The following is a 20248-nucleotide window of genomic DNA, read 5'->3' on the forward strand; positions in this document are numbered from 1 at the left end:
CCCCGGGACGTTGATCAGGTACGCGGTTTCACCGGCCCGCAATCCTGCCCCATCCACACCGCCCGGGTTTCCATGCTGCCGTTCTGCTGGATGCCGGTGGCATTGAAAGTCCCGCTGACCTTGGTGCTGAACTCGCGGTCACTGACAAAATGCGCCACGCCGCTGCCCTGGGCCTTCGGACAGCTGAAACGGAATTTCCAATCCGGGCCGTTGCGCTCGGTGACCTGCTGCTGGCAACCCGATTGCGGATCGGTCAGCGGAATCGACTCGGATGCCACCTGTTGCGGCGTCAGGCACACTCGCACGCCCTCGCCGCCCAGGTTGACCCCCTGCTTCTCCAGCGCCGCGCGCTGCTCCGGGGTGGTGTTCTGTTTCAGCATACCCATCAGCATGCCGACATCCAGCTGTTGGTTCTCGACCTGCACATTGCTGGAGGTCAGCTCCCACAAGCCCGGTTGCAGCACCTGCGCCTGGGCAACGGGAATCATTGAGCCAAGGACAAGGGCCAGGCCCGGCAGACGAAGGTTCATCAAGTAGCTCCTAGAGAATGGGGTCCATCTTGGACGTCAAAATCATGCGAGGGTTGCGTCAAGAATTAAATAGCGACAATAACCCCGGAACATGGTCTGTTAGAGATTGAAGACGCCTGAGCAGGAGCGCCCATGGATTTTTTTGGCCCACACCTTTTCGCCTACCTGATTGCCCTGATCCATTCCCTTGGCCTGATCGCCGCCATCCATGCCGTATTGACCGTGCGCACCGCCCAGGGCGCGATTGCCTGGGCCCTGTCGCTGATGTTCATCCCGTACCTGACGCTGATTCCCTACCTGGTCTTCGGCCGCAGCAGCTTCGACGCCTACATCAAGGCCCGGCGCCAGGCCAACGTGGAAATGCGCAAGGCCATCGCCGATCTGAACTGGCGCCCCTGGGTCGAAGAGGCCCTGGCCGCGCGCAGTTCCCAGGCCTATGCCTCGCTGCGGGCGATGCCGAAACTGGGGCGCATGCCATGCCTGGCGAACAACCAGGTGCAACTGCTGATCAATGGCGACGCAACCTTCGAGGCGATTTTCCAGGCCATCGACCAGGCCCACGAAGCAGTGCTGGTGCAATTTTTCATTATCCATGACGACCAGCTAGGCCGACGGTTGCAGAAAAAGCTCCTGGAAAAGGCCGCCGAAGGGGTGGCGGTCTACGTGCTCTACGACCGTATCGGCAGCCATGCCCTGCCCCACACCTACGTCGAGGCCCTGCGCGAGGGCGGTGTGCAGATCCGCGCGTTCGCCACCCGCAGCGGTTGGTTGAACCGTTTCCAGGTGAATTTCCGCAATCATCGCAAGGTGGTGGTGGTCGACGGGCTGGTCGGTTTTGTTGGCGGGCATAACGTCGGCGACGAGTACCTGGGGGCCAAACCACCGCTGTCGCCCTGGCGCGACACCCATGTGCAGGTGAGCGGACCGGTGGTTGCCTGCTTGCAGGAGTCATTCGCCGAAGACTGGTTCTGGGCCTCGCGCAAACTCCCGCCGCTGATCCTGCCGGAGTCCTACCCGGACGGCGGTGTGCTCTGCCAGTTGCTCGCCAGCGGCCCGGCCGACCCGGTGGAGACCTGTTCGCTGTTCTTCGTCGAAGCCATTCATGCGGCCCGGGAACGGGTCTGGATCACCAGCCCCTACTTCATCCCCGACGAAGCGGTGTTCGCCGCCTTGCGCCTGGCGGTGCTGCGCGGCGTGGATGTGCGCCTGCTGCTGCCGTCACGCCCGGACCACCGCATCGTCTACGCCGCCTCCAGCCTCTACGCTTTCGAAGCCGTGCGCGCCGGCGTGCGGGTGTTCCGCTACCGCCCCGGTTTCCTGCATCAGAAGGTGGTGCTGGTGGACAACGAAATCAGCGCCATCGGCAGTGCGAACCTGGACAACCGCTCGTTCCGGCTGAATTTCGAAGTGATGTTACTGACCGTGGACGAGGCCTTCGCCCGGAAAGTGGAACAGATGCTCGAGCAGGACTTTGCCCTGGCCCATGAAGTGGCCAAGGACGAAAGCCGCAAAACCCATCGCCTGCAACAGCTCGGCATGCGGGTCGCACGCTTGATCTCGCCGATCCTCTAGAGAGGAACCTCGGCGCAGGCGCCGCCCAAGGCCGCGCCTGCGCGGGGGTCAGCGATAAAGATCGTCGCGGGTCCAGGGCAGGTTGTGGCTGCCGTCGGAGAAGGCTTTTACCGCCAGGATCTGGTGCAGGTTGATCCAGCCCTTTTCAAAGGCGTAGGCGCAACCGGCCAGGTACAGCCGCCAGATCCGCAGGGCTCGTTCCGGCACTTCACGGCCCGCTGCCTCCAGGTTGTTTTCCAGGCGCTGGCTCCACTGCTCCAGGGTCCGCGCGTAGTGCAGGCGCAGGCTCTCCACGTCGACCACTTCCAGACCGGCCTCGCTGATTTCAGCAGAGATCATCGACAGATGTGGCAACTCACCGTTGGGGAACACATAACGATCGATAAAGTCGCCGGCACCTCGTCCCACCGGACGTCCGTCGGTGTGCTTGGCGGTAATGCCATGGTTCATCACCAGGCCGCCTTCGCGCACGGCACCGAACAGGACCTCGCAGTACTGCTTGAGGTTGGCGTGGCCGACATGCTCGAACATACCGACGCTGACCACCTTGTCGAAGCGACCGTCCTGGGGCAGGTCACGGTAATCGAGCAGTTGCAGGTCGACCTTGTCCTGCAGACCTTCGGCGGCCACCCGCTCCCTCGCCAATGCCAGCTGTTCCTTGCTCAGGGTGATCCCGAACACCTTGACCCCGAACTCCCGCGCCGCATAACGCGCCAGCCCGCCCCAACCGCAGCCGACATCCAGCAGGTACTCGCCCGGTTGCAGGCGCAGCTTGCGGCACAGGTGGCGGAACTTGGCTTGCTGGGCTTCTTCGAGGGTCGCGTCGGCGCTTTCGAAGTAGGCGCAGGAATAGACCATCTCGCGGTCCAGCCAGAGCTGGTAGAAGGCGTTGGAGAGGTCGTAGTGGTAGGAGATGGAAGCGGCGTCGGTGGCCTTGTCGTGGGCCAGGCGCGGCGGCGGGTTGTCCCCTTCATCCTCCAGCAGCGCCTGGCTCAACTCGTCGCAGACCCGCACGACTTCGCTGATCGGTCCTTCGAGTTCCAGCTTGCCTTCAACGAAGGCGCTGCCCAGCAAATCCAGCGTGGGATGGGTGAATTGCGCGACCAGTTGTGGGTCCTTCACAACGATGGTGACACTGGGCGTCGGCCCGAGATTGATTTCGTGGCCGTCCCAGAGTCTCAGGCGAAGCGGTAGCTGAAGATTCTGTAAGGCCGGTGGAAGTTGCGCGAGCATGAGTTATCCCCCTTGTTTCAGACGTCTGAATTAAGGGTAGCGCATTCACGGGATCTGTCAGCCTATCGAGATAATAGACTCGAACTATGGGTTTTGCCCGACACCGTTTCACGGGAAGAATGGCAGCGTCAAAGCCTGTGGCGTTGAGCAACCAGGCCGTCGCTCACCCATTGCTTGAGCCAGCTGACCGCCTGCAAAGGCGCCCCCTCTCCCAGGCTGGCCGCCAGCTCGGCGCACAATTCGGCGAAACTCCAACCGGCATTCACCATGCCGTCCAAGGCCTGAACTTCCGCCGGTTCCAGGCTGCGATAGTGGCAGACCAGGTCGGCACGCCAGACCAGGCAGACCTGGGGTTGTTCCAGTTCGAGGCTGTCGGGAAACTCCGTTTCGGCCTTCACCGCCCGCCACATCGCCAGGCTGTTGAACCGACCACTGAGCCATTGCACGCTGGGCAGCAACTCCAGTTGCAACGACGGCCAGGCCTCGGCCGGCAGGCCGGCCATGGCCGCGAGGGTCAGGGGCTCGCCCGGCACGGCATCGAAGGCCAGGGTAAAGGCCCACTCCAGGCGAATCAGTTCCGCCAGGGGCGCGCTCTGCTCCGGCACCAGATGACGCAGGGCAAACGCCTCGAAGCCGGCACCGAGCCAGCGCAGGCTGTAATGGGACGATGGGCATTCGCGCAGATAGGCTGCGGTCAGCGCATCGAACTCCTCGTCACCCAGCCAGTTCCACACCGTGGGAAAGTCGCTGCGCAGGGTTTCCTGCAAACGGGCGCGGTAAGCGTTGTGGTAAATCGCCAGGCCGGTTTCGACATCCAGGCTCGGCCCGCCGATCAGGCTGGCGCCCAAGGCGTCACTGGCCACGGCGTTTTCCCCGAGCAGGTAACGTTCAAAAGCCAGCTGCCAGTCATTCAGGCGCATAACGACCTCCGGGCCAGGGCGGTAGCGCCCAACTCACGGGCCTTGTCCAGCTCGTCCACCAGTTCACCCAGTGGCGGGAAATGATCGTCGCGCTCCAGCAGGGTCGCCACCGGTCCCAGGTGTTCGAGGGTCCGCTGATAGAGCTCCCAGACCGGATCGCAGACCGGATGATCATGGGTATCGATCACGTAGTCGCCATAGTCCTCATGCCCGGCCAGGTGCAATTGGCGGATCTTGCCTGCCGGCAGGCTGTGGATAAAAGTCCAGGGATCGAAACCGTGATTGCGCCCGCTGACATAGACATTGTTCACGTCCAGCAACAGCTCGCAGTCGCTCAGGCGACTGAGGGCTTCAAGAAACTCCCACTCGGAAAATTCATCGGAAGCAGCTCGCACATAACTGGAGACATTCTCCAGCACCAGCGGCTGCTGCAGCACGTCCTGCACCTGACGGACCCGGGCCGCGACGTAGTACAGGCTTTCTTCGGTGTAGGGCAGCGGCAGCAGATCATGCAACTGATGGGCGTTGCCGCGGCTCCAGCACAGATGGTCGGAAATCCACGCGGGATTGACCCGCCCGGCCAACTGCTTGAGTTGTTTGAGGTAGTTCATATCCAGCTCATGGGGCCCGCCGATGGACAGCGACACGCCATGCATCACCAGCGGATAGCGCTCGGCGATAGCATCCAGGTAGTACAGCGCCTTGCCGCCCTGGACCAGGTAATTCTCGGAAACGATCTCGAACCAGTCCACCGCGGGCAACTGCTCGAGGATTTCCTGGTGATAGTGACTGCGCAAACCCAGGCCATAACCCAGGCAGGGACGGGAAACGGACATACTGGACTCCTCGCTGAAGTGTCCGCAGCGGCGTCAGGGGCCGACCGCTGCGGGAGCACTCGGGCGTCGTTTATTCGCCGATTTTGCCACCGGCTTTTTCACAGGCCGACTTGGTCATGGCCTTGAAGCCGTGGCCTTTGCAGGAGCCCTGACCTTTGCAAGCGTTCTCCCTGGTCTTGCAGTCGTTCTGGCCTTTGCAGGCGTTGACACCATAGCAGTGAACCTGGGCATCGGCAGCCGACGCCTGGGTGACGACACCTGCAAACATAGTGGCGGCGGCGAGAGCGAGTGCAGCACCAGCAGCGGCGGTTTTGATCGACATGATTTTTATCCTCGAAAATGCGTTGGGGGTATCGGTCCGAACGGAATGTTCAGTCTCGACATGGCAGTAGAGAGCGGTCGCCGCCAGCCGTTACAGCCCCTTGCAATTTTTTTTGAAAATAATCCTCGACGCCCTCATCGACCGCCCGCTCCCGCCTGGGATGACCTGCAGAAGTATTGCGTTACTACATCACAGAAATTCCCTAACAAGTAATAATTAAAGCATTACCCGAACAGTGTAACCCGTATATCAATTAACCCAACAACACGGAAAACACTGACATTAATTTATCTGCAATCCCACTGTTCGAAACAACCAGAAAAATTACCGCCGGTTAACCGGCTACTCGTGTAACAAAATTCAACATCTGCGTGACTTGATTGGTATCCTGGCAATGACTAACATCCTTCTGACTTTAAATACCTCTATCGGTTCATTAAAAAATTCGTAACTTCCCGTATTGAAAAGCGTTCACCAAGGGTTCCGCGCCACGCCTAACCCCTTGAATAGACGGCTCGATACCCAAAACACTTATTGACCCTCGTACGCTCACCAACGCCACGAGGCCAGATAACTTATAACTATATGCCTCACCCTTAAAACACTTGACACCCTTTGTGCGCGCTGCCGACTAATAACATGCCCAACACTCGGCGCGCACACTTGAGCGACGGAGCCGCCATGAGCCACACCTTGAGTGAATACCATTATTTTCAACGCCCGCTGGGGACGATTCCGAGCGCAGAGACTTCCAGTTGCCTGACCATCAATCAACCCGGTTCGCCCCTGGGCCTGAGCAACCTGCTGGACTTGATCAGCCATGAGATCAGCCGCGAAGACAATCAACAGATTCACCGGCTCACCTTCAAAAGCGGTCAGACACTCTGCATAAAGGCCGACTCGCAACTGACCACCGTCCGTGGCCGGAGGATCAATTTTCACGCCGAGTCGACGTACCCCTACACCACCTTTCTGGAAGATCCGGCTTGAACCGGCGGCAGCAAGCCCTCCAGGTAATGCCTTGACCAATGTTGCGTACAAGGACAATATTATGATCATAATATTTTATGACACCTGCCTTTGTCCTTCTTCCTCAACGCGGTGTCTCCCAGGAGAACAGTCATGAGCAGCTACGACGTCGTCATCATCGGAGGCGGACCCGGGGGCTACAACGCCGCCATTCGCGCCGGCCAGCTGGGTTTGAAGGTCGCCTGCGTGGAGGGCCGCGCGACCCTCGGCGGAACCTGCCTGAACGTCGGCTGCATGCCGTCCAAGGCCCTGCTCCACGCGTCCGAGCTCTATGAGGCGGCCGTGGGCAGCGAGTTCGCCAACCTCGGGATCGAGGTCACGCCCAGCCTCAACCTCGCGCAGATGATGAAACAGAAAGACCAGAGCGTGGCCGGGCTGACCCAGGGCATCGAATACCTGTTTCGCAAGAACAAGGTCGAGTGGATCAAGGGCTGGGGGCGGATCGCCGGCCCTGGCAAGGTGCTGGTCAGTGCCGCCGACGGCAGTGAAACCACCTTACAGGCCAAGGATATCGTGATCGCCACCGGCTCCGAGCCGATGCCGCTGCCGGGTGTCGAAATCGACAACCAACGCATCCTCGACTCCACCGGCGCGCTGTCGTTGCCGGAGGTGCCCAAACATCTGGTGGTGATCGGCGCCGGGGTTATCGGCCTGGAACTGGGCTCGGTGTGGCGGCGGCTCGGTAGCCAGGTCACGGTGGTGGAATACCTGGACCGGATCTCCCCCGGCGTCGACCTGGAAGCCGGCAAGACCTTGCAGCGCTCGTTGAGCAAACAAGGCATCAACTTCCTGCTCGGCTCCAAGGTCACCAGCGCCACCCGCTCCGCGACCGGCGTACAGTTGCGCGTGGAACCGGCGGCCGGTGGCGAAGCGCAGTTGATCGAGGCCGATTACGTGCTGGTGGCCATCGGCCGTCGCCCCTTCACCCAAGGGCTTGGGCTGGAAAACGTGGGGCTGTCCACCGACAAGCGCGGCATGCTGACCAACCAGGGCCACCGCACCGAAGCCGCGGGCGTCTGGGTGATTGGCGACGTCACCAGCGGCCCGATGCTCGCCCACAAGGCCGAAGACGAGGCCATGGCCTGCATCGAGCAGATCGTCGGCAAGGCCGGCGAGGTCAATTACGCGCTGATCCCCAGTGTGATCTACACCCGGCCGGAACTGGCCAGTGTCGGCAAGACCGAAGAACAGCTCAAGGCCGAGGGCCGCGCCTACAAGGTCGGGAAATTCCCCTTCAGCGCCAATAGCCGGGCCAAGATCAACCACGAGACCGAGGGTTTCGCCAAGGTCCTGGCCGACGAGCACACCGATGAGATCCTTGGCGTGCATCTGGTGGGCCCGAGTGTCAGCGAGATGATCGGCGAATACTGCGTGGCCATGGAGTTTTCCGCCTCGGCCGAAGATATCGCCCTCACCTGCCATCCGCACCCGACCCGCTCGGAAGCCCTGCGCCAGGCGGCGATGAACGTCGAAGGCCTGGCCACGCAGATCTGAGTCAGTCGGGCAGATGATCCAACGGCAGCGGTCCGGGCGCCTTCACCGCCTGGATCGCGAAGTTGCTGCGGATATCACGTACACCGGGCAGGCGCAGTAGTTGACCATTGAGGAAGCGTTCATAAGCCCGCAGGTCGGGCACCACCACTTGCAGCAGGAAGTCCGACTCGCCGGACACCAGGAACGCCGAGATCACCTGGGGCAAGGCCATGACCGCCAGGCGAAAGGCCTCGGCTTCGGCCTCGTGGTGCCGCTCGACCTTGACCCCGACGAACACCGTCAACCCCAGCCCGACTTCATCGCGGTCCAGGTTCACCTGATAGCCGCGAATCACCCCTGCCTCTTCAAGCATGCGCACCCGACGCAGGCACGGTGACGCCGAGAGGCCGATTTCGGCGGCCAATTCGACATTGCTCAGGCGCCCGTCCCGTTGCAAAGCCGCGAGGATTTTACGGTCGTAGGCATCGAGTTTTATTTTTGGCATATCCGACTACCCGCTTCGACTGTATTGGCAGAAAGCACCAAGTCTAAGCCTTTCACGGGTTGAATACGCAAGCACCTGCCCTGGCCTTCCGACATAGAATTTTCTCCGGTTATCCCTTCTTGGAGAAACAGCACGATGCTCCTCTACCTGTTCGCACTGGCGATGGTTTATCTGCTTCCCGGCCCCGACATGATCCTCCTGCTGCAAACCGGCGCCCGCCATGGCCGCAGCCAGGCCCTGACCACCGCCCTCGGCCTGGGCATCGCCCGCGCCTGCCATGTGGCGCTGGCGGCCCTGGGCCTCGCGGCGCTGTTCAAGGCAGCGCCGTGGACCTTCGATATCGTACGCCTGGCAGGTGCCGCCTATCTATTGTGGATCGGCCTGCGCATGCTGCGGCCCGGGTCGCTGGCGTTGCTGAACGCGGATCACCAGGGTACCCAACAAACCTTGAGCTGGCGCGGCACCCTGCAACAAGGACTGCTCACCAATCTGCTGAACCCCAAGGCGTTGCTGTTCTGTTCGGTGCTGCTGCCGCAATTTATCGACGCTCATGCCGGCCCGGTGGCCGCGCAGTTCCTCGGACTCGGCGTAACCCTGGTGGCGGTCGGGCTGCTATTCGATAGCTGTTACGCCCTGGCCGGTGCCTGGATCGGCCAATGGCTCGATAAGAGCCCACGGGCTCAACGCCTGCAGCAATGGCTGTTCGGCGGCCTGTTGATCGGTTTTGCCGTCCGATTGGCGTTTATCCAGCAAGCCTGAGGCCGTTGTGCAAAAGAAACGCCGTTAGCAGGTGAGCCGACGGCGTTTTTCTTATACATTTTGCCTCCTACTCCCACGGACAAGTGTTCCAACCATGACCAGCACGCTCGATCGTCTTATCGCCGGCACACCATTTCTCTACGCGGGTAACCGGGTTTCCCCGGTGCCGCCGGAATTGGCCGAGCGTTTTCAGCCGGGCGATCATCTGCTGGTGGACCAGGCCAGCGGCGAACTGCTGCTGATTCCCCATGCCGTGCAACAGATCGCGACCCAGGCCATCGACACTGCACAAACCGCGTTCACCGCACTGGCCCAAGTCTCGGACGAGGCCATCAGCCAGTTCTTCGACCTGTTTGCCCAACATCTGGAAGCACCGGCTTCCTGGGCATTGATCGAGGCCGCGAACCAGGCCGATATCGCCCAGGCCAAGGCCCGTGGGCGCTCCACCACCCGTCTGCTGGCAAGCGAGGCCATGCGTCGCGACATGATTGCCGGGCTACGGGCCTGGCGTGATGCGCCGCTGATTCGCGGTCGGGTCCGTGAGTCCGTGGAACATGAGGGTTGGAAGGTTGAGCAAGTCGTCGCGCCCCTGGGCGTGGTGGCATTTGTCTTTGAAGGTCGGCCGAATGTGTTTGCCGATGCTGCCGGCGTTCTGCGTACGGGTAATACCGCCGTGCTGCGGATCGGCAGCGACGCCCTCGGCACGGCCCAGGCGATTGTTCGCCATGCACTCAATCCGGCGCTGCACGAAGCCGGTTTGCCGGCGGGTGCGGTGTCCCTGGTGGAAAGCAGCGATCGGGCAGCAGGCTGGGCGATGTTCGCCGACCGCCGCCTGTCCCTGGCGGTGGCCCGGGGTTCGGGCCATGCCGTAAAGCAGCTTGGCGGAATCGCCCAGCAGGCCGGCACTGTGGTCAGTCTGCACGGCACCGGCGGCGCCTGGCTGGTGGCCCATCAGGACGCGGACGCCAAGCGCTTTGCCGAAGTGGTGCGCAACTCCCTGGATCGCAAGGTCTGCAACACGCTTAATGTCTGTGTGATTCATCGCCAGCGCGCAGCCGAGCTGGTGCCGTTGTTCCTTGAGGCGCTGAAGGCTGCCGGCGAAGCACGCGGCCAGCGCTGCAAGCTGCATATCGTCAGCGGTGATGAAAGCGTGCTGCCGGCCGAGTGGTTGCACGCGCGGGTGCAGGTCCAGCGTGCCGAAGGGTATGAGGAAGAAGCACAAACCGAGTCGTTGCCCGAAGACCAACTGGGCCGCGAATGGGAGTGGGAAGAGACGCCGGAAGTCAGCCTGAAAATCGTCGACGACCTGGATCAGGCGGTTGCCCTGTTCAATCGCTACAGCCCGCAGTTCACCGTATCGCTGATCAGCGCCGACCGTGGCGCCCACGATTACTTCTACAACAGCATCAACGCCCCCTTTGTCGGCGATGGCTTCACTCGCTGGGTCGATGGCCAGTACGCGCTGAACAAGCCGGAACTGGGGCTTTCGAACTGGGAGAACGGGCGCTTGTTTGCCCGTGGGGCGATCCTCTCCGGGGATGGAGTGTTTACCTTGCGCAGTCGGATGAGCCAGATCGATACCAGCCTGCGACGCTGAAAGCCGTTACAGATCCAACACCAGCGGTTCCGTGCTTTGCGCCGGAATCGCGCAACAAATCAGCACCTGCCCCTCGCCCGGCAACTGCGCGGGCGGCTGTGGATAATGTACCTGCCCGCTGATCAAGCGCGTGCTACAGGTTCCACAGGACCCGCCCCGGCAACTGAACTCCGGCTGCAAGCCACGGCTTTCCGCCAAGACCAGCAGGCTCTCACCTTCCGGTCGCCAACGCGCCTCCTTGCCCGAACGATAGAACACCACCGGCACCGACTGCGTAGCCGCCGGCGGCTGCTCGATTTGCGCTACCCCCGGATCCTGGCGACGGCGCAATGTCGACGGGCCAAAAGTCTCCGCATGAATACGCTCATCGCGGATATCCATATCCCGCAGTTGATCGTACAGCCCCTGGGTAAAACCACCCGGGCCGCACAGGACAAAATCCACCGAATCATAGTCGTCGACCATCAGCACGGCCTTCAACACCTCGACATCCAGTCGGCCTTGCAGATGGAAATCCTCACCCGGCACTGCCTCAGGCTCCGGTTGACTCAGCAGACGCACCACCTGAACCGTATCGCCCGCACGTTCCATCAGTTCATCCAGCTCGGCCCGAAACGGCAGCTCCGCCAACGACCGGGCACTGTGGAACAAAACCGTGGGCCGCATCCGCCGGGTACGCTTGCCCTGATACACCACCTCCCGCAACATCGATAACAGAGGTGTAATCCCCACCCCCGCCGCCAGTAATACCAGCGGACGCTGCTCATGGGTCGCCACAGTGAAATGGCCCTGCGGCGCGCGCGCCTCAAGCACATCACCGACCTTGAGCTGGTCATGCACATGGGACGACACCCGCCCGTCGCGTTTGACGCTGATTCGGCAGAACGCATCCGAAGGAGCGCCCGACAGACTGTAGGTACGAATCTGCGTCTGCCCGCCCAGATCGAAACGCAGCGGCAGATGCTGCCCGGCCTGAAACACCGGCAACCCCGCCCCGTCCGTCGGTTCCAGGTACAGCGAACGAATGTTGCTGCTTTCATCGACAATCCGGCTGATCCGCAAAGGCCGCCAAGCGTTGCCCAGCGCTTCGGCTTGCAAGCGCGCAGCCGCCTGATCCCAATTGCCGGTCATCAGGCTGTTGGGTGAAAAGCCTTCGAACTTCCAGCGCAAGGTCGAAGCCGCCGGACGCCGCACACAATGTTCCACGTGGAACGTCCACAAACGCTCGGCGCCTTGAAAGGCTTTCACCAGCGGTCCGTCGAGGATAACTTCGGTGCGCCCACTGAGCTGCAGCAGGTCACCCGTATTGAAATCGATAAACAACAGGCCCGCATGGGGATTGATCAGCAGATTGCCCAAGGTGTTGAAGTGCAGGTTACCGGCGAAGTCCGGGATGGTCAGGCAGTCGCCCTCGACCCGGACAAAGCCGCTTTGCCCGCCGCGATGGGAGACATCCACCGAGCGAGCGCCGTCGATATCCACATAACTGGCGACAAAGAACGTATCGGCGGCATGGATCATTGCCACGGCCTCGGCGTCCAGGCCTTGCGAGCGATGAACCACTTGCGTGGCCGGGTCCGGCGCGGGCACCCGTTCGAACTGACGCAACTGGATGTACTGCGGACAGTTACCGAAGGCATGTTCCACAGACACGCTCAGGGTTTTTCCAGTCAGCGCCGCCACACGCCCATTGATACGGTTGCGTCGCCGGGTATGCAGCTCCATTCCCAGCAAGCCGATGGCCGCGCCGGCTCGCAGGGCTGAATAGGTGGGGTCCGCAACCTGTGGAAAACTCGTCACCTGCAACAACCTGGGATCGGGAGAAAAGGCAAAGCCCGGCTCGCCCTCAAACAGGCTGGCCCAGGGATTGCCCTGATCGTCGACAGTACCGAACAGCAGGAACGGCAACTGGCGATAAAAGTCACGATGCTGGTCCGGCATGTAGTCACGGATCACCCTCGGACCGAGTTCAGCCATCCGTTCGGCGACACCGACCTGGGTCTGCATCTGCAGTTCACCGACGTGCCAGGGTGATGCGCTGGGTGTATTCATCGCGACTTCTCCACAGGAAACCCTCCCGGCCGAAGTGGCCGGGAGGTTTCATCGATCTCAGGCGGTCTGCAATCCGGCGACGGTACGCGGCATCGGCACAAAGCCCGGCAAGGCTTCGATCCGCGCCAACCAGGCCCGTACATTGGGGTAGTCCGCCAGCGAGACATTGCCTTCCGGAGCATGGGCGATATAGCTGTAGCCGGCGACATCGGCGATGGTCGGTGTGTCACCCACCAGATAGGACGACTGGTTCAGTTCATGCTCGACGACCTTGAGCAAGGCATGGGAACGGCTGATCGCGTCCTCGGCGTCAAAGGGTGCACCGAAGACCGTGATCAACCGGGCCCGAGCCGGACCGAAGGCAATCGGCCCCGCCGCTACCGACAGCCAGCGTTGCACATGGGCGGCGCCAACCGGGTCGGTGGGCAGCCAGTGGCCTTGCCCATACTTGAGTGCCAGGTACACCAGAATCGCCGCTGAGTCGGCGAGGACCAGGCCTTGATCATCGATGACCGGCACCTGGCCGAAGGCATTCAGGGCCAGGTATTCCGGGGTCTTATGGGCACCGCTGGGCAAGTCCACATGAATCAGTTCCACCGGCAGGCCGAGCAGGGACAACATCAGTTCGGCGCGATGGGCGTGGCCGGAGCGGGAAAAGTTGTAGAGCTTGATGGGGGTCTGGGACATGGCGGGACTCCACGGGGGCGGAAGCGCAACCCGGGATGGTTCGCGCTGATGGAGTGATCTTGCTCCTTCAGCGAAAACAACAGAATCACCAGAAACGGCAATCCATTCTTTCAAAAACTGAAATACTCATCCGCCTCTCAGGTTTGGATGTTCACGCAAGGCCGCGACCACGAAATCAACAAAACTGCGCACCCGTACGGAGACCGTGCGGCCCCCTTGATACACCACATGGATTGGCAGCGGCGGAAACTCGAAATCTTCCAGTACGATTTCCAGCTCACCGGCCGCCAGCTTGTCGGCGACTTGATAAGACAGCACCCGGGTCAGGCCAAGGCCCAGGCAGGCCGCGTGGATCGCCGCCCGATTCGCGGTCATTGCCAATCGCGGTTCCAGACGGATGCTCAAGGGTTTGTCGCCTTCGAGGAATTGCCAGCTCCTGACCTGCGAAGCCGAGGCGGCCATGACGATCTGCGCCTGGCGCAACTCGTCCGGATGTCGGGGACGGCCCTGTTTGTCCAGATAGGCCGGTGAAGCGCAGACCACCCGGCGGACCTGCCCTACCCTGATGGCGTGGTAACCGCTGTCGGGCAACTCGCCAATCCGCACCGCGACATCGATCCCATCCTCGACCATGGGTACCACGCGGTCCAGCAGCAGCGCGTTGATATCCACCGCCGGATACTGCTCCAGGTAACGCACCATCACCGGCGTGACATACAACTCGCCGAACAGCACCGGCGCGGTCATGGTCAGTTGGCCGCTGGGACGGGCGTGACTGTCGGCGGCCGAGGCCTCGGCTTCCTCCATGGCGGCGAGGATGCGTCGGCAGTCTTCCAGATAACGCTGCCCGGGTTCGGTCAGGTGCACGTTGCGCGTGGTACGCACGAGCAACTGGGCGCCGATGCGTTTTTCCAGCGCCGCCACCGCCCGGGTAACGCTTGGTGCCGAGAGACTCAGTCGTCGCGCCGCCGCCGCGAAGCCTTGCTCCTGGGCGACGGCAATAAACACCTGCATTTCCTGGAATCTGTCCATGGGTTGGCTACTCGCTACTCCGGAGGATCGCGCTGACTATGCAGGCAGCTCGGATAGGAATGCCAACAGCGCATCGTTCACAAATGTCGGGTTTTCGATGCTGGAGATATGCCCGGCCTCCGGTATCCCGATGTACTGGCAACCGATCAACTCGGCCATCTCCCGAGCCTCGCTCGGTGGCCGTGGCTTGTCCTGCTCGCCGCACATCACCAGGGTGCTTGCGGCATCCAGGCCCGCCAGCGCGGCCAGGCGATCATCACGACCGAAGATCAGCCGTCCCAGCGGGACGACGCTGTCACGCAAGCGCTCGCTCGAATAAGTCGTCAGGGAGGTACGAAACGCCTGGTAGTACGGCAGTTGCGGATCGATACCCGCCCTGAAGAAAATCGGCGTGATTGCATCGAGCAAAGGCGGCGGAATACTGCCGGCGTCCTCGATCATCTTCAGCATCGAGAAATAATATTGCTGGGTCGGTGCAGGTTCTTCGCCGGCATAGGTATCCATCAACACCAGGCCACGGACGCGCTCGGGCGCTGCCAGGGCCAGGCGCGCGCCCCACATGCCGCCGACCGACAGGCCGACCAGGGTGAAACGCTGAACTTCCAAGTGATCCAGCAAGGCCAGCACCTGATTCGCCAGATCGTCGAGGCTACGAGTGTTCTCCGGCAGCTGTCCGGACTGCCCATGGCCCCAGAGCTCCGGCACTATCACTCGGTAGTGTTGCGAGAGTGCCGCGATCTGCGGTGCCCACATGCCGCTGTCCCACAGGTAGCTGGAGCCCAGCACCACCACGTCGCCCACGCCCTGGTCGAGGAAATGGAGTGATTGTCCATCGATCGTCACAAACGGCATTGAGTTCCCCTTCGCTAATGGATGAAACAACGAGTGCCCAGGCCCCTCGCACTCGGAATCAAGAGATCGGACAGCGTTGCCCGCACGCGTTCAAATGTCCAGAGGTATGGGGGCTCATTCATATTCGGCATAGGTTTTATGCCAGTGACCGGCGTTCCCGGTTTAAATCATGGAGCAGACACTTGGGCCCTCACCACGAGGCGAGTGGCCACCCTGGGCACTCCCTCAGTTCTACCTTCCTGAGGGCATTACCATGAACAAGCTTCAAGGCAAGATTGCAGTTATCACCGGTGGCAGCAGCGGCATCGGTCTTGCGACCGCCCAGCGTTTCGTTGAAGAAGGTGCTTATGTCTTTATCACCGGCCGGCGCCAAGCCGAATTGGACAAGGCCGTCGCATTGATCGGTCGCAACGTGACAGCCGTGCAGGGCGACGTCTCCAGCTCCGAAGATTTAAACCGACTCTACGAGGTCGTTGAACGCGAGAAAGGCGGCATTGACGTGCTCGTCGCCAACTCGGGCATCGTGGACCCCACCTACCTCAATGACGTCAGCGTCGAACACTATGACGGGACGTTCGATATCAACGTCAAGGGCCTGTTGTTCACCGTACAAAAAGCACTTCCCTTGATACGTGATGGCGGCTCGATCATTCTGACCGCTTCAATCGCCGCCACCAAAGGCATTCCCGGCTACGGCACCTACAGCGCGACCAAAGCGGCCGTCCGCTCGTTCGCACGGACCTGGACACTGGAGCTGCAAGACCGTGGCATTCGGGTCAACAGCCTGAGCCCGGGCCCGGTTGATACGCCGATCATGGAAAGCCAGGCGTCCACCCAGGAGCAGGTCGATCAGTTGAAAGCATCGTTCGCCAAAGCCGTTCCGCTGGGGCGCCTTGGCCGCCCGGAAGAAATTGCTTCAGCCGCGCTGTTCCTGGCCTCGGACGACAGCAGTTTCGTTGCGGGCATTGACCTGTGCGTCGACGGTGGCATGGCTCAAGTCTGAGACCGGCATCGCCCTGGATCAGATGACTGCCACTGAGGTGACGTTTCCCATCAACTGTTCTACATAGGCCACAAACGCACGGGCCTTGGCACTTGCCATGCGCCCGGTCGGGAAGATGGCCCAAAGGTCCATTTCGGGAAGCTCCCAGTCCTGAAGAACGGGCACGACCTCTCCGCTGGCCAGCTCAGGGGCGAACATCCACTCAGAGGAGAGTGTCAGGCCGTAGCCTGACAATACCGTTGTCCGAATACCCTCGGCAGCGGTGACTCGTACACGGCCGTTGAGGGTAACTGACTCCTCGGTCGTGCCTTTTTTGAATAACCACGATGCCCCCCCTCCGCCCAGGGAATAGATCACCGCTTCATGGTCCGCCAAATCCGCGGGCGACTCGGGCACACCGCGTCGTTTGAAATAACCGGGCGTAGCCATTACCAACCGTCGGCATCGGGCAATCCTTCTGGCCGTCAAACTCGAATCGCTGAGGTTGCCCATGCGCAAGGCGATATCGATCCCCTCTTCAACAAGGTTCACCGATCGATCGTCAAGCAGCACGTCAAGGTCAAGCAGAGGGTGCATCTCCAGGAATCCCCCCAAATGGGGAAGAATATGCAATCTGGAAAAGGTCACTGTCGTGGAAATGCGTAATGTCCCGGTCAATCCGGCACCCGCCCCGCGCGCGGCGAATTCAGCTTCGTTGGCCTCCTCGATGACCCTCTTCGCCCGTTCAAAAAAGAGCGTGCCGGCCTCGGTCGGAGATAACCCTCGCGTCGAACGGGTCAGCAAGCGAACCCCCAGGTGCTCTTCAAGCTGCGCGATGCTTTTTGAAACAGCAGGCTGTCCGACGTTCAGACGTCTGCCTGCCGCGGAAAAGGACCCTGTCTCCACGACGTAGACGAAGGTTTCCATCGCAGCCAACCGATCCATCTTATTCTTCCTCGGAATGATTCACGTCACTTCGAGCAGTCTGCCGGTATTGCCTGGGAGCGTGCAAAATTTTTCTGTCGGCCGTCAGACCTCGGAAGAAAGGCCGCGCACTTCAACGAGAACGACGCGGTGATAAATCGCGGGGAAAAAAAGCCGCCTTGATCGGCGGCTTTATACAGAACAGCCAAACCCGCAGCCTTACTCCACCGTCACCGACTTCGCCAGGTTACGCGGCTGGTCGACGTCCGTGCCCTTGAGCACCGCCACGTAGTACGACAGCAGCTGCAGCGGGATGGTGTAGAGGATCGGCGCCAGGGTGTCGTGGATATGCGGCATGGTGATGACATGAGTGCCTTCACCATTGACCATCCCGGCGTGTTCGTCGGCGAAGACGATCAGTTGACCACCGCGGGCGCGCACTTCCTGCAGGTTGGATTTGAGCTTCTCCAACAATTCGTTGTTCGGCGCCACGGTCACGATCGGCATGTCGTTGTCCACCAGGGCCAACGGCCCGTGCTTCAGCTCACCCGCCGGATAGGCTTCGGCGTGGATATAGGAGATTTCCTTGAGCTTGAGCGAACCTTCCATCGCCACCGGGTACTGTGCGCCACGGCCGAGAAACAGGGTGTGGTGCTTGTCGGCGAACAGCTCGGCGATTTTCTCGACCTTGGTGTCCATGGCCAGGGTCTCGCCCAGGCGAGTCGGCAGGCGACGCAGCTCTTCCACCAGTTCGGCTTCGACAGCCGGTGCCAAGGTGCCGCGGACCTGGCCCAGGGCCATGGTCAGCAGCAGCAGGCTCACCAGTTGGGTGGTGAAGGCCTTGGTCGAGGCCACGCCGATTTCACGACCGGCCTGGGTCAACAGGGTCAGGTCCGATTCGCGCACCAGCGAGCTGATGCTGACGTTGCAGATCGCCAGGCTGCCGAGGAAGCCCAGCTCCTTGGCATTGCGCAGGGCCGCCAGGGTGTCGGCGGTTTCACCGGACTGGGAGATGGCGACGAACAAGGTGTCCGGCTGCACCACCACCTTGCGGTAGCGGAACTCACTGGCAACTTCGACCTGGCACGGGATACCCGCCAGACCTTCGAGCCAGTACCGCGCAACCATGCCGGCGTGATAGCTGGTGCCGCAGGCAACGATCTGCACATTGCGCACTTTGGCGAACAACTCCGCCGCCTGGGGGCCGAACGCCTGTACCAGGACCTGGTTCGGGCCGAGACGGTTTTCCAGGGTGCGCTGGACCACGGTCGGTTGTTCGTGGATTTCCTTGAGCATGAAGTGGCGGAACGCGCCCTTCTCGGCCGCTTCCGCGCCATCGCGGTACTGCACGGCTTCGCGCTCGACCTGACGACCATCAATGTCCCAGATCTGCACGCTGTCGCGGTGGATCTCGGCGATATCGCCCTCTTCCAGGTACATGAAACGATCAGTGACCTGACGCAACGCCAACTGGTCGGAGGCGAGGAAGTTTTCCCCCAGGCCCAGGCCGATCACCAATGGGCTGCCACTGCGGGCGGCCAGCAGGCGATCCGGTTGCTGCGCGTTGATCACCGCCAGGCCGTAGGCACCATGCAGTTCCTTGACCGTGGCTTTCAGGGCCTTGGTCAGGTCTCCCAGGTCCTTGAACTTGTGGTTCAGCAGGTGGGCGATGACTTCGGTGTCGGTTTCCGAGGTAAAGACGTAACCCAGACCCTTGAGCTGTTCACGCAAGGCTTCGTGGTTCTCGATGATGCCGTTGTGTACCACGGCAATATCGGAGCCGGAGAAATGCGGGTGGGCATTGTGTTCGCACGGCGCGCCATGGGTTGCCCAGCGGGTGTGGGCAATCCCCAGGCGACCGGCCAGGGGAGCGCCGGCCAGGGCCTGCTCCAACTCGCTGACCTTACCGGTGCGACGGGTGCGCTCCAGCGTGCCGTTATGGCTGAAAACGGCGACACCGGCGCTGTCGTAGCCGCGGTATTCCAGACGCTTCAGGCCTTCGACCAGGATGGCCGTGATATTACGTTCAGCAACTGCACCGACAATTCCACACATGCTCTATTTCTCCTGGCTGGCAACCGCGCAAATGACAGTGATGCCACGGGCCTGAATCTGTTCGCGTACCTCTTTGGGCAAACGATCATCGGTAATAAGGGTATGGATACTGCTCCAGGGCAGCTCCAGGTTGGGAATCTTGCGGCCGATCTTGTCGGACTCGACCATCACCACCACTTCCCGGGCGACTTCCGCCATCACCCGGCTCAACCCCAGCAGTTCATGGAAGGTGGTGGTGCCACGCTCCAGATCGATGCCGTCGGCGCCGATGAACAGTTGGTCGAAGTCGTAGGAGCGCAGGACGCGCTCGGCGACCTGGCCCTGGAAAGACTCGGAATGCGGGTCCCAGGTGCCGCCGGTCATCAGCAGCACCGGCTCGTGCTCCAGTTCACTGAGGGCACGGGCGACATGCAGGGAATTGGTCATCACTACCAGGCCAGGCTGCTGGCCCAGCTGCGGGAGCATCGCGGCGGTGGTGCTGCCGCTGTCGATAATGATACGCGCGTGCTCACGGATACGTCCCACGGCAGTTCGGGCAATTGCCTGCTTGTAGCGGGAAATCGCCTGGGCCGGGTCGCTGAACAGTTCGTGGGGAATGGTGATTGCACCGCCATAGCGGCGCATCAACAGGCCGTGGCTTTCCAGGGCCGCGAGGTCCTTGCGAATCGTCACCTCGGAGGTTTCGAAGCGCTTGGCCAATTCATCCACACTGACTTCGCCCTGGTCATTGAGCATGGCCAGGATATTGTGGCGACGTTGAGGAGTGTTGCGTTTCGATATGGTCACTTAAGTTTCGATTCGAAAGATAACATGGGCAATAAGACCTTCGAATCGAAACTTAGTCAAGTGAAATGATCATTGCCTGTGGGTAAATCAACCTGCGCCGGC

19 protein-coding genes are annotated in these 20248 nt (G+C 61.4%); 6 read left to right on the forward strand and 13 right to left on the reverse strand.

Annotation, left to right across the window (positions count from 1 at the left end; all coding sequences use genetic code 11):
* Positions 1–14 precede the first annotated feature (14 nt).
* Positions 15–530: a DUF3617 domain-containing protein gene (locus M5C71_RS20895; protein WP_152736597.1), complete on the reverse strand. Its 516-nt coding sequence runs from the start codon at positions 528–530 to the stop codon at positions 15–17.
* Between the two features lie 132 nt (positions 531–662).
* Between M5C71_RS20895 and cls the strand changes: the two genes are divergently transcribed.
* Positions 663–2102 (forward strand): cardiolipin synthase, encoded by a 1440-nt coding sequence (cls, locus tag M5C71_RS20900; RefSeq protein WP_248746955.1) that lies wholly within the window; start codon positions 663–665, stop codon positions 2100–2102.
* Positions 2103–2150: 48 nt separating this feature from the next.
* Here cls and cfaB read toward each other — a convergent pair whose 3' ends face one another.
* From cfaB to M5C71_RS20920, 4 genes are all read right to left on the reverse strand, one after another.
* A complete protein-coding gene (gene cfaB, locus M5C71_RS20905; RefSeq protein WP_177104076.1) occupies positions 2151–3335 on the reverse strand; it encodes a C17 cyclopropane fatty acid synthase CfaB in 1185 nt (394 codons plus the stop codon).
* 128 nt (positions 3336–3463) lie between these two features.
* Positions 3464–4255, reverse strand: coding sequence for a DNA-binding domain-containing protein (locus tag M5C71_RS20910; protein ID WP_177104074.1), 792 nt, complete (start codon positions 4253–4255; stop codon positions 3464–3466).
* Positions 4246–5091 carry a DUF692 domain-containing protein gene (locus M5C71_RS20915; RefSeq protein WP_103497146.1) on the reverse strand — a complete coding sequence of 282 codons (846 nt, stop codon included), beginning with the start codon at positions 5089–5091 and terminating at the stop codon, positions 4246–4248. The genes M5C71_RS20910 and M5C71_RS20915 overlap by 10 nt, the downstream gene beginning before the upstream one ends.
* A gap of 70 nt (positions 5092–5161) precedes the next feature.
* The gene (locus M5C71_RS20920) at positions 5162–5413 is read right to left on the reverse strand and encodes a hypothetical protein (protein ID WP_152736593.1); all 252 of its coding nucleotides are present in this window, start codon (positions 5411–5413) and stop codon (positions 5162–5164) included.
* Between the two features lie 681 nt (positions 5414–6094).
* Between M5C71_RS20920 and M5C71_RS20925 the strand changes: the two genes are divergently transcribed.
* Together M5C71_RS20925 and lpdA are read left to right on the forward strand one after the other, a co-directional pair.
* Positions 6095–6403: a hypothetical protein gene (locus M5C71_RS20925; RefSeq protein WP_248768640.1), complete on the forward strand. Its 309-nt coding sequence runs from the start codon at positions 6095–6097 to the stop codon at positions 6401–6403.
* 132 nt (positions 6404–6535) lie between these two features.
* Positions 6536–7936, forward strand: a complete 1401-nt coding sequence (lpdA, locus tag M5C71_RS20930; RefSeq protein ID WP_248768641.1) for a dihydrolipoyl dehydrogenase — start codon at positions 6536–6538, stop codon at positions 7934–7936.
* Position 7937: 1 nt separating this feature from the next.
* Here the strand turns inward: lpdA and M5C71_RS20935 are convergent, their stop codons facing one another.
* Positions 7938–8411, reverse strand: a complete 474-nt coding sequence (locus tag M5C71_RS20935) for an Lrp/AsnC family transcriptional regulator (protein ID WP_178129708.1) — start codon at positions 8409–8411, stop codon at positions 7938–7940.
* Positions 8412–8555: 144 nt separating this feature from the next.
* Between M5C71_RS20935 and M5C71_RS20940 the strand changes: the two genes are divergently transcribed.
* Complete coding sequence (locus M5C71_RS20940) at positions 8556–9179, forward strand: LysE family translocator (protein ID WP_248768642.1); 624 nt, start codon at positions 8556–8558, stop codon at positions 9177–9179.
* Between the two features lie 94 nt (positions 9180–9273).
* On the forward strand, positions 9274–10776 hold the full coding sequence (locus M5C71_RS20945; protein WP_248768643.1) for an aldehyde dehydrogenase family protein: 1503 nt from the start codon (positions 9274–9276) through the stop codon (positions 10774–10776).
* A 6-nt stretch (positions 10777–10782) separates the two neighbouring features.
* On the opposite strand, the gene M5C71_RS20950 is transcribed toward M5C71_RS20945, so the two are convergent.
* From M5C71_RS20950 to M5C71_RS20965, 4 genes are all read right to left on the reverse strand, one after another.
* Positions 10783–12828 (reverse strand): pyridoxamine 5'-phosphate oxidase family protein, encoded by a 2046-nt coding sequence (locus tag M5C71_RS20950; protein ID WP_248768644.1) that lies wholly within the window; start codon positions 12826–12828, stop codon positions 10783–10785.
* A 57-nt stretch (positions 12829–12885) separates the two neighbouring features.
* Positions 12886–13515 (reverse strand): glutathione S-transferase, encoded by a 630-nt coding sequence (locus tag M5C71_RS20955; protein ID WP_248768645.1) that lies wholly within the window; start codon positions 13513–13515, stop codon positions 12886–12888.
* 126 nt (positions 13516–13641) lie between these two features.
* On the reverse strand, positions 13642–14547 hold the full coding sequence (locus M5C71_RS20960) for a LysR family transcriptional regulator (protein ID WP_248768646.1): 906 nt from the start codon (positions 14545–14547) through the stop codon (positions 13642–13644).
* Between the two features lie 36 nt (positions 14548–14583).
* Complete coding sequence (locus M5C71_RS20965; protein WP_248768647.1) at positions 14584–15399, reverse strand: alpha/beta fold hydrolase; 816 nt, start codon at positions 15397–15399, stop codon at positions 14584–14586.
* Between the two features lie 253 nt (positions 15400–15652).
* On the opposite strand from M5C71_RS20965, the gene M5C71_RS20970 reads away from it, so the two are divergent.
* On the forward strand, positions 15653–16402 hold the full coding sequence (locus M5C71_RS20970; RefSeq protein WP_177104057.1) for a glucose 1-dehydrogenase: 750 nt from the start codon (positions 15653–15655) through the stop codon (positions 16400–16402).
* A gap of 18 nt (positions 16403–16420) precedes the next feature.
* Here the strand turns inward: M5C71_RS20970 and M5C71_RS20975 are convergent, their stop codons facing one another.
* From M5C71_RS20975 to M5C71_RS20985, 3 genes are all read right to left on the reverse strand, one after another.
* Positions 16421–17326, reverse strand: a complete 906-nt coding sequence (locus M5C71_RS20975) for a LysR family transcriptional regulator (protein WP_248768648.1) — start codon at positions 17324–17326, stop codon at positions 16421–16423.
* Between the two features lie 198 nt (positions 17327–17524).
* Positions 17525–19360 carry a glutamine--fructose-6-phosphate transaminase (isomerizing) gene (gene glmS / locus M5C71_RS20980; RefSeq protein ID WP_152736582.1) on the reverse strand — a complete coding sequence of 612 codons (1836 nt, stop codon included), beginning with the start codon at positions 19358–19360 and terminating at the stop codon, positions 17525–17527.
* Positions 19361–19363: 3 nt separating this feature from the next.
* Positions 19364–20140: a DeoR family transcriptional regulator gene (locus tag M5C71_RS20985; RefSeq protein WP_349294019.1), complete on the reverse strand. Its 777-nt coding sequence runs from the start codon at positions 20138–20140 to the stop codon at positions 19364–19366.
* Positions 20141–20248 lie beyond the last annotated feature (108 nt).

It is taken from the genome of Pseudomonas sp. MWU12-2345 (assembly GCF_023242385.1).
Classification (GTDB): Bacteria; Pseudomonadota; Gammaproteobacteria; order Pseudomonadales; family Pseudomonadaceae; genus Aquipseudomonas; species Aquipseudomonas gingeri_D.

What these genes read in the sequence shown, in the direction of transcription:
- cfaB (WP_177104076.1), bottom strand. Translation starts at nt 3,335, where the DNA reads ATGCTCGCGCAACTTCCACCGGCCTTACAGAATCTTCAGCTACCGCTT.
- cls (WP_248746955.1), top strand. Translation starts at nt 663, where the DNA reads ATGGATTTTTTTGGCCCACACCTTTTCGCCTACCTGATTGCCCTGATC.
- M5C71_RS20915 (WP_103497146.1), bottom strand. Translation starts at nt 5,091, where the DNA reads ATGTCCGTTTCCCGTCCCTGCCTGGGTTATGGCCTGGGTTTGCGCAGT.
- M5C71_RS20945 (WP_248768643.1), top strand. Translation starts at nt 9,274, where the DNA reads ATGACCAGCACGCTCGATCGTCTTATCGCCGGCACACCATTTCTCTAC.
- lpdA (WP_248768641.1), top strand. Translation starts at nt 6,536, where the DNA reads ATGAGCAGCTACGACGTCGTCATCATCGGAGGCGGACCCGGGGGCTAC.
- M5C71_RS20895 (WP_152736597.1), bottom strand. Translation starts at nt 530, where the DNA reads ATGAACCTTCGTCTGCCGGGCCTGGCCCTTGTCCTTGGCTCAATGATT.
- M5C71_RS20910 (WP_177104074.1), bottom strand. Translation starts at nt 4,255, where the DNA reads ATGCGCCTGAATGACTGGCAGCTGGCTTTTGAACGTTACCTGCTCGGG.
- M5C71_RS20950 (WP_248768644.1), bottom strand. Translation starts at nt 12,828, where the DNA reads ATGAATACACCCAGCGCATCACCCTGGCACGTCGGTGAACTGCAGATG.
- M5C71_RS20955 (WP_248768645.1), bottom strand. Translation starts at nt 13,515, where the DNA reads ATGTCCCAGACCCCCATCAAGCTCTACAACTTTTCCCGCTCCGGCCAC.
- glmS (WP_152736582.1), bottom strand. Translation starts at nt 19,360, where the DNA reads ATGTGTGGAATTGTCGGTGCAGTTGCTGAACGTAATATCACGGCCATC.
- M5C71_RS20920 (WP_152736593.1), bottom strand. Translation starts at nt 5,413, where the DNA reads ATGTCGATCAAAACCGCCGCTGCTGGTGCTGCACTCGCTCTCGCCGCC.
- M5C71_RS20965 (WP_248768647.1), bottom strand. Translation starts at nt 15,399, where the DNA reads ATGCCGTTTGTGACGATCGATGGACAATCACTCCATTTCCTCGACCAG.
- M5C71_RS20940 (WP_248768642.1), top strand. Translation starts at nt 8,556, where the DNA reads ATGCTCCTCTACCTGTTCGCACTGGCGATGGTTTATCTGCTTCCCGGC.
- M5C71_RS20960 (WP_248768646.1), bottom strand. Translation starts at nt 14,547, where the DNA reads ATGGACAGATTCCAGGAAATGCAGGTGTTTATTGCCGTCGCCCAGGAG.
- M5C71_RS20925 (WP_248768640.1), top strand. Translation starts at nt 6,095, where the DNA reads ATGAGCCACACCTTGAGTGAATACCATTATTTTCAACGCCCGCTGGGG.
- M5C71_RS20975 (WP_248768648.1), bottom strand. Translation starts at nt 17,326, where the DNA reads ATGGATCGGTTGGCTGCGATGGAAACCTTCGTCTACGTCGTGGAGACA.
- M5C71_RS20970 (WP_177104057.1), top strand. Translation starts at nt 15,653, where the DNA reads ATGAACAAGCTTCAAGGCAAGATTGCAGTTATCACCGGTGGCAGCAGC.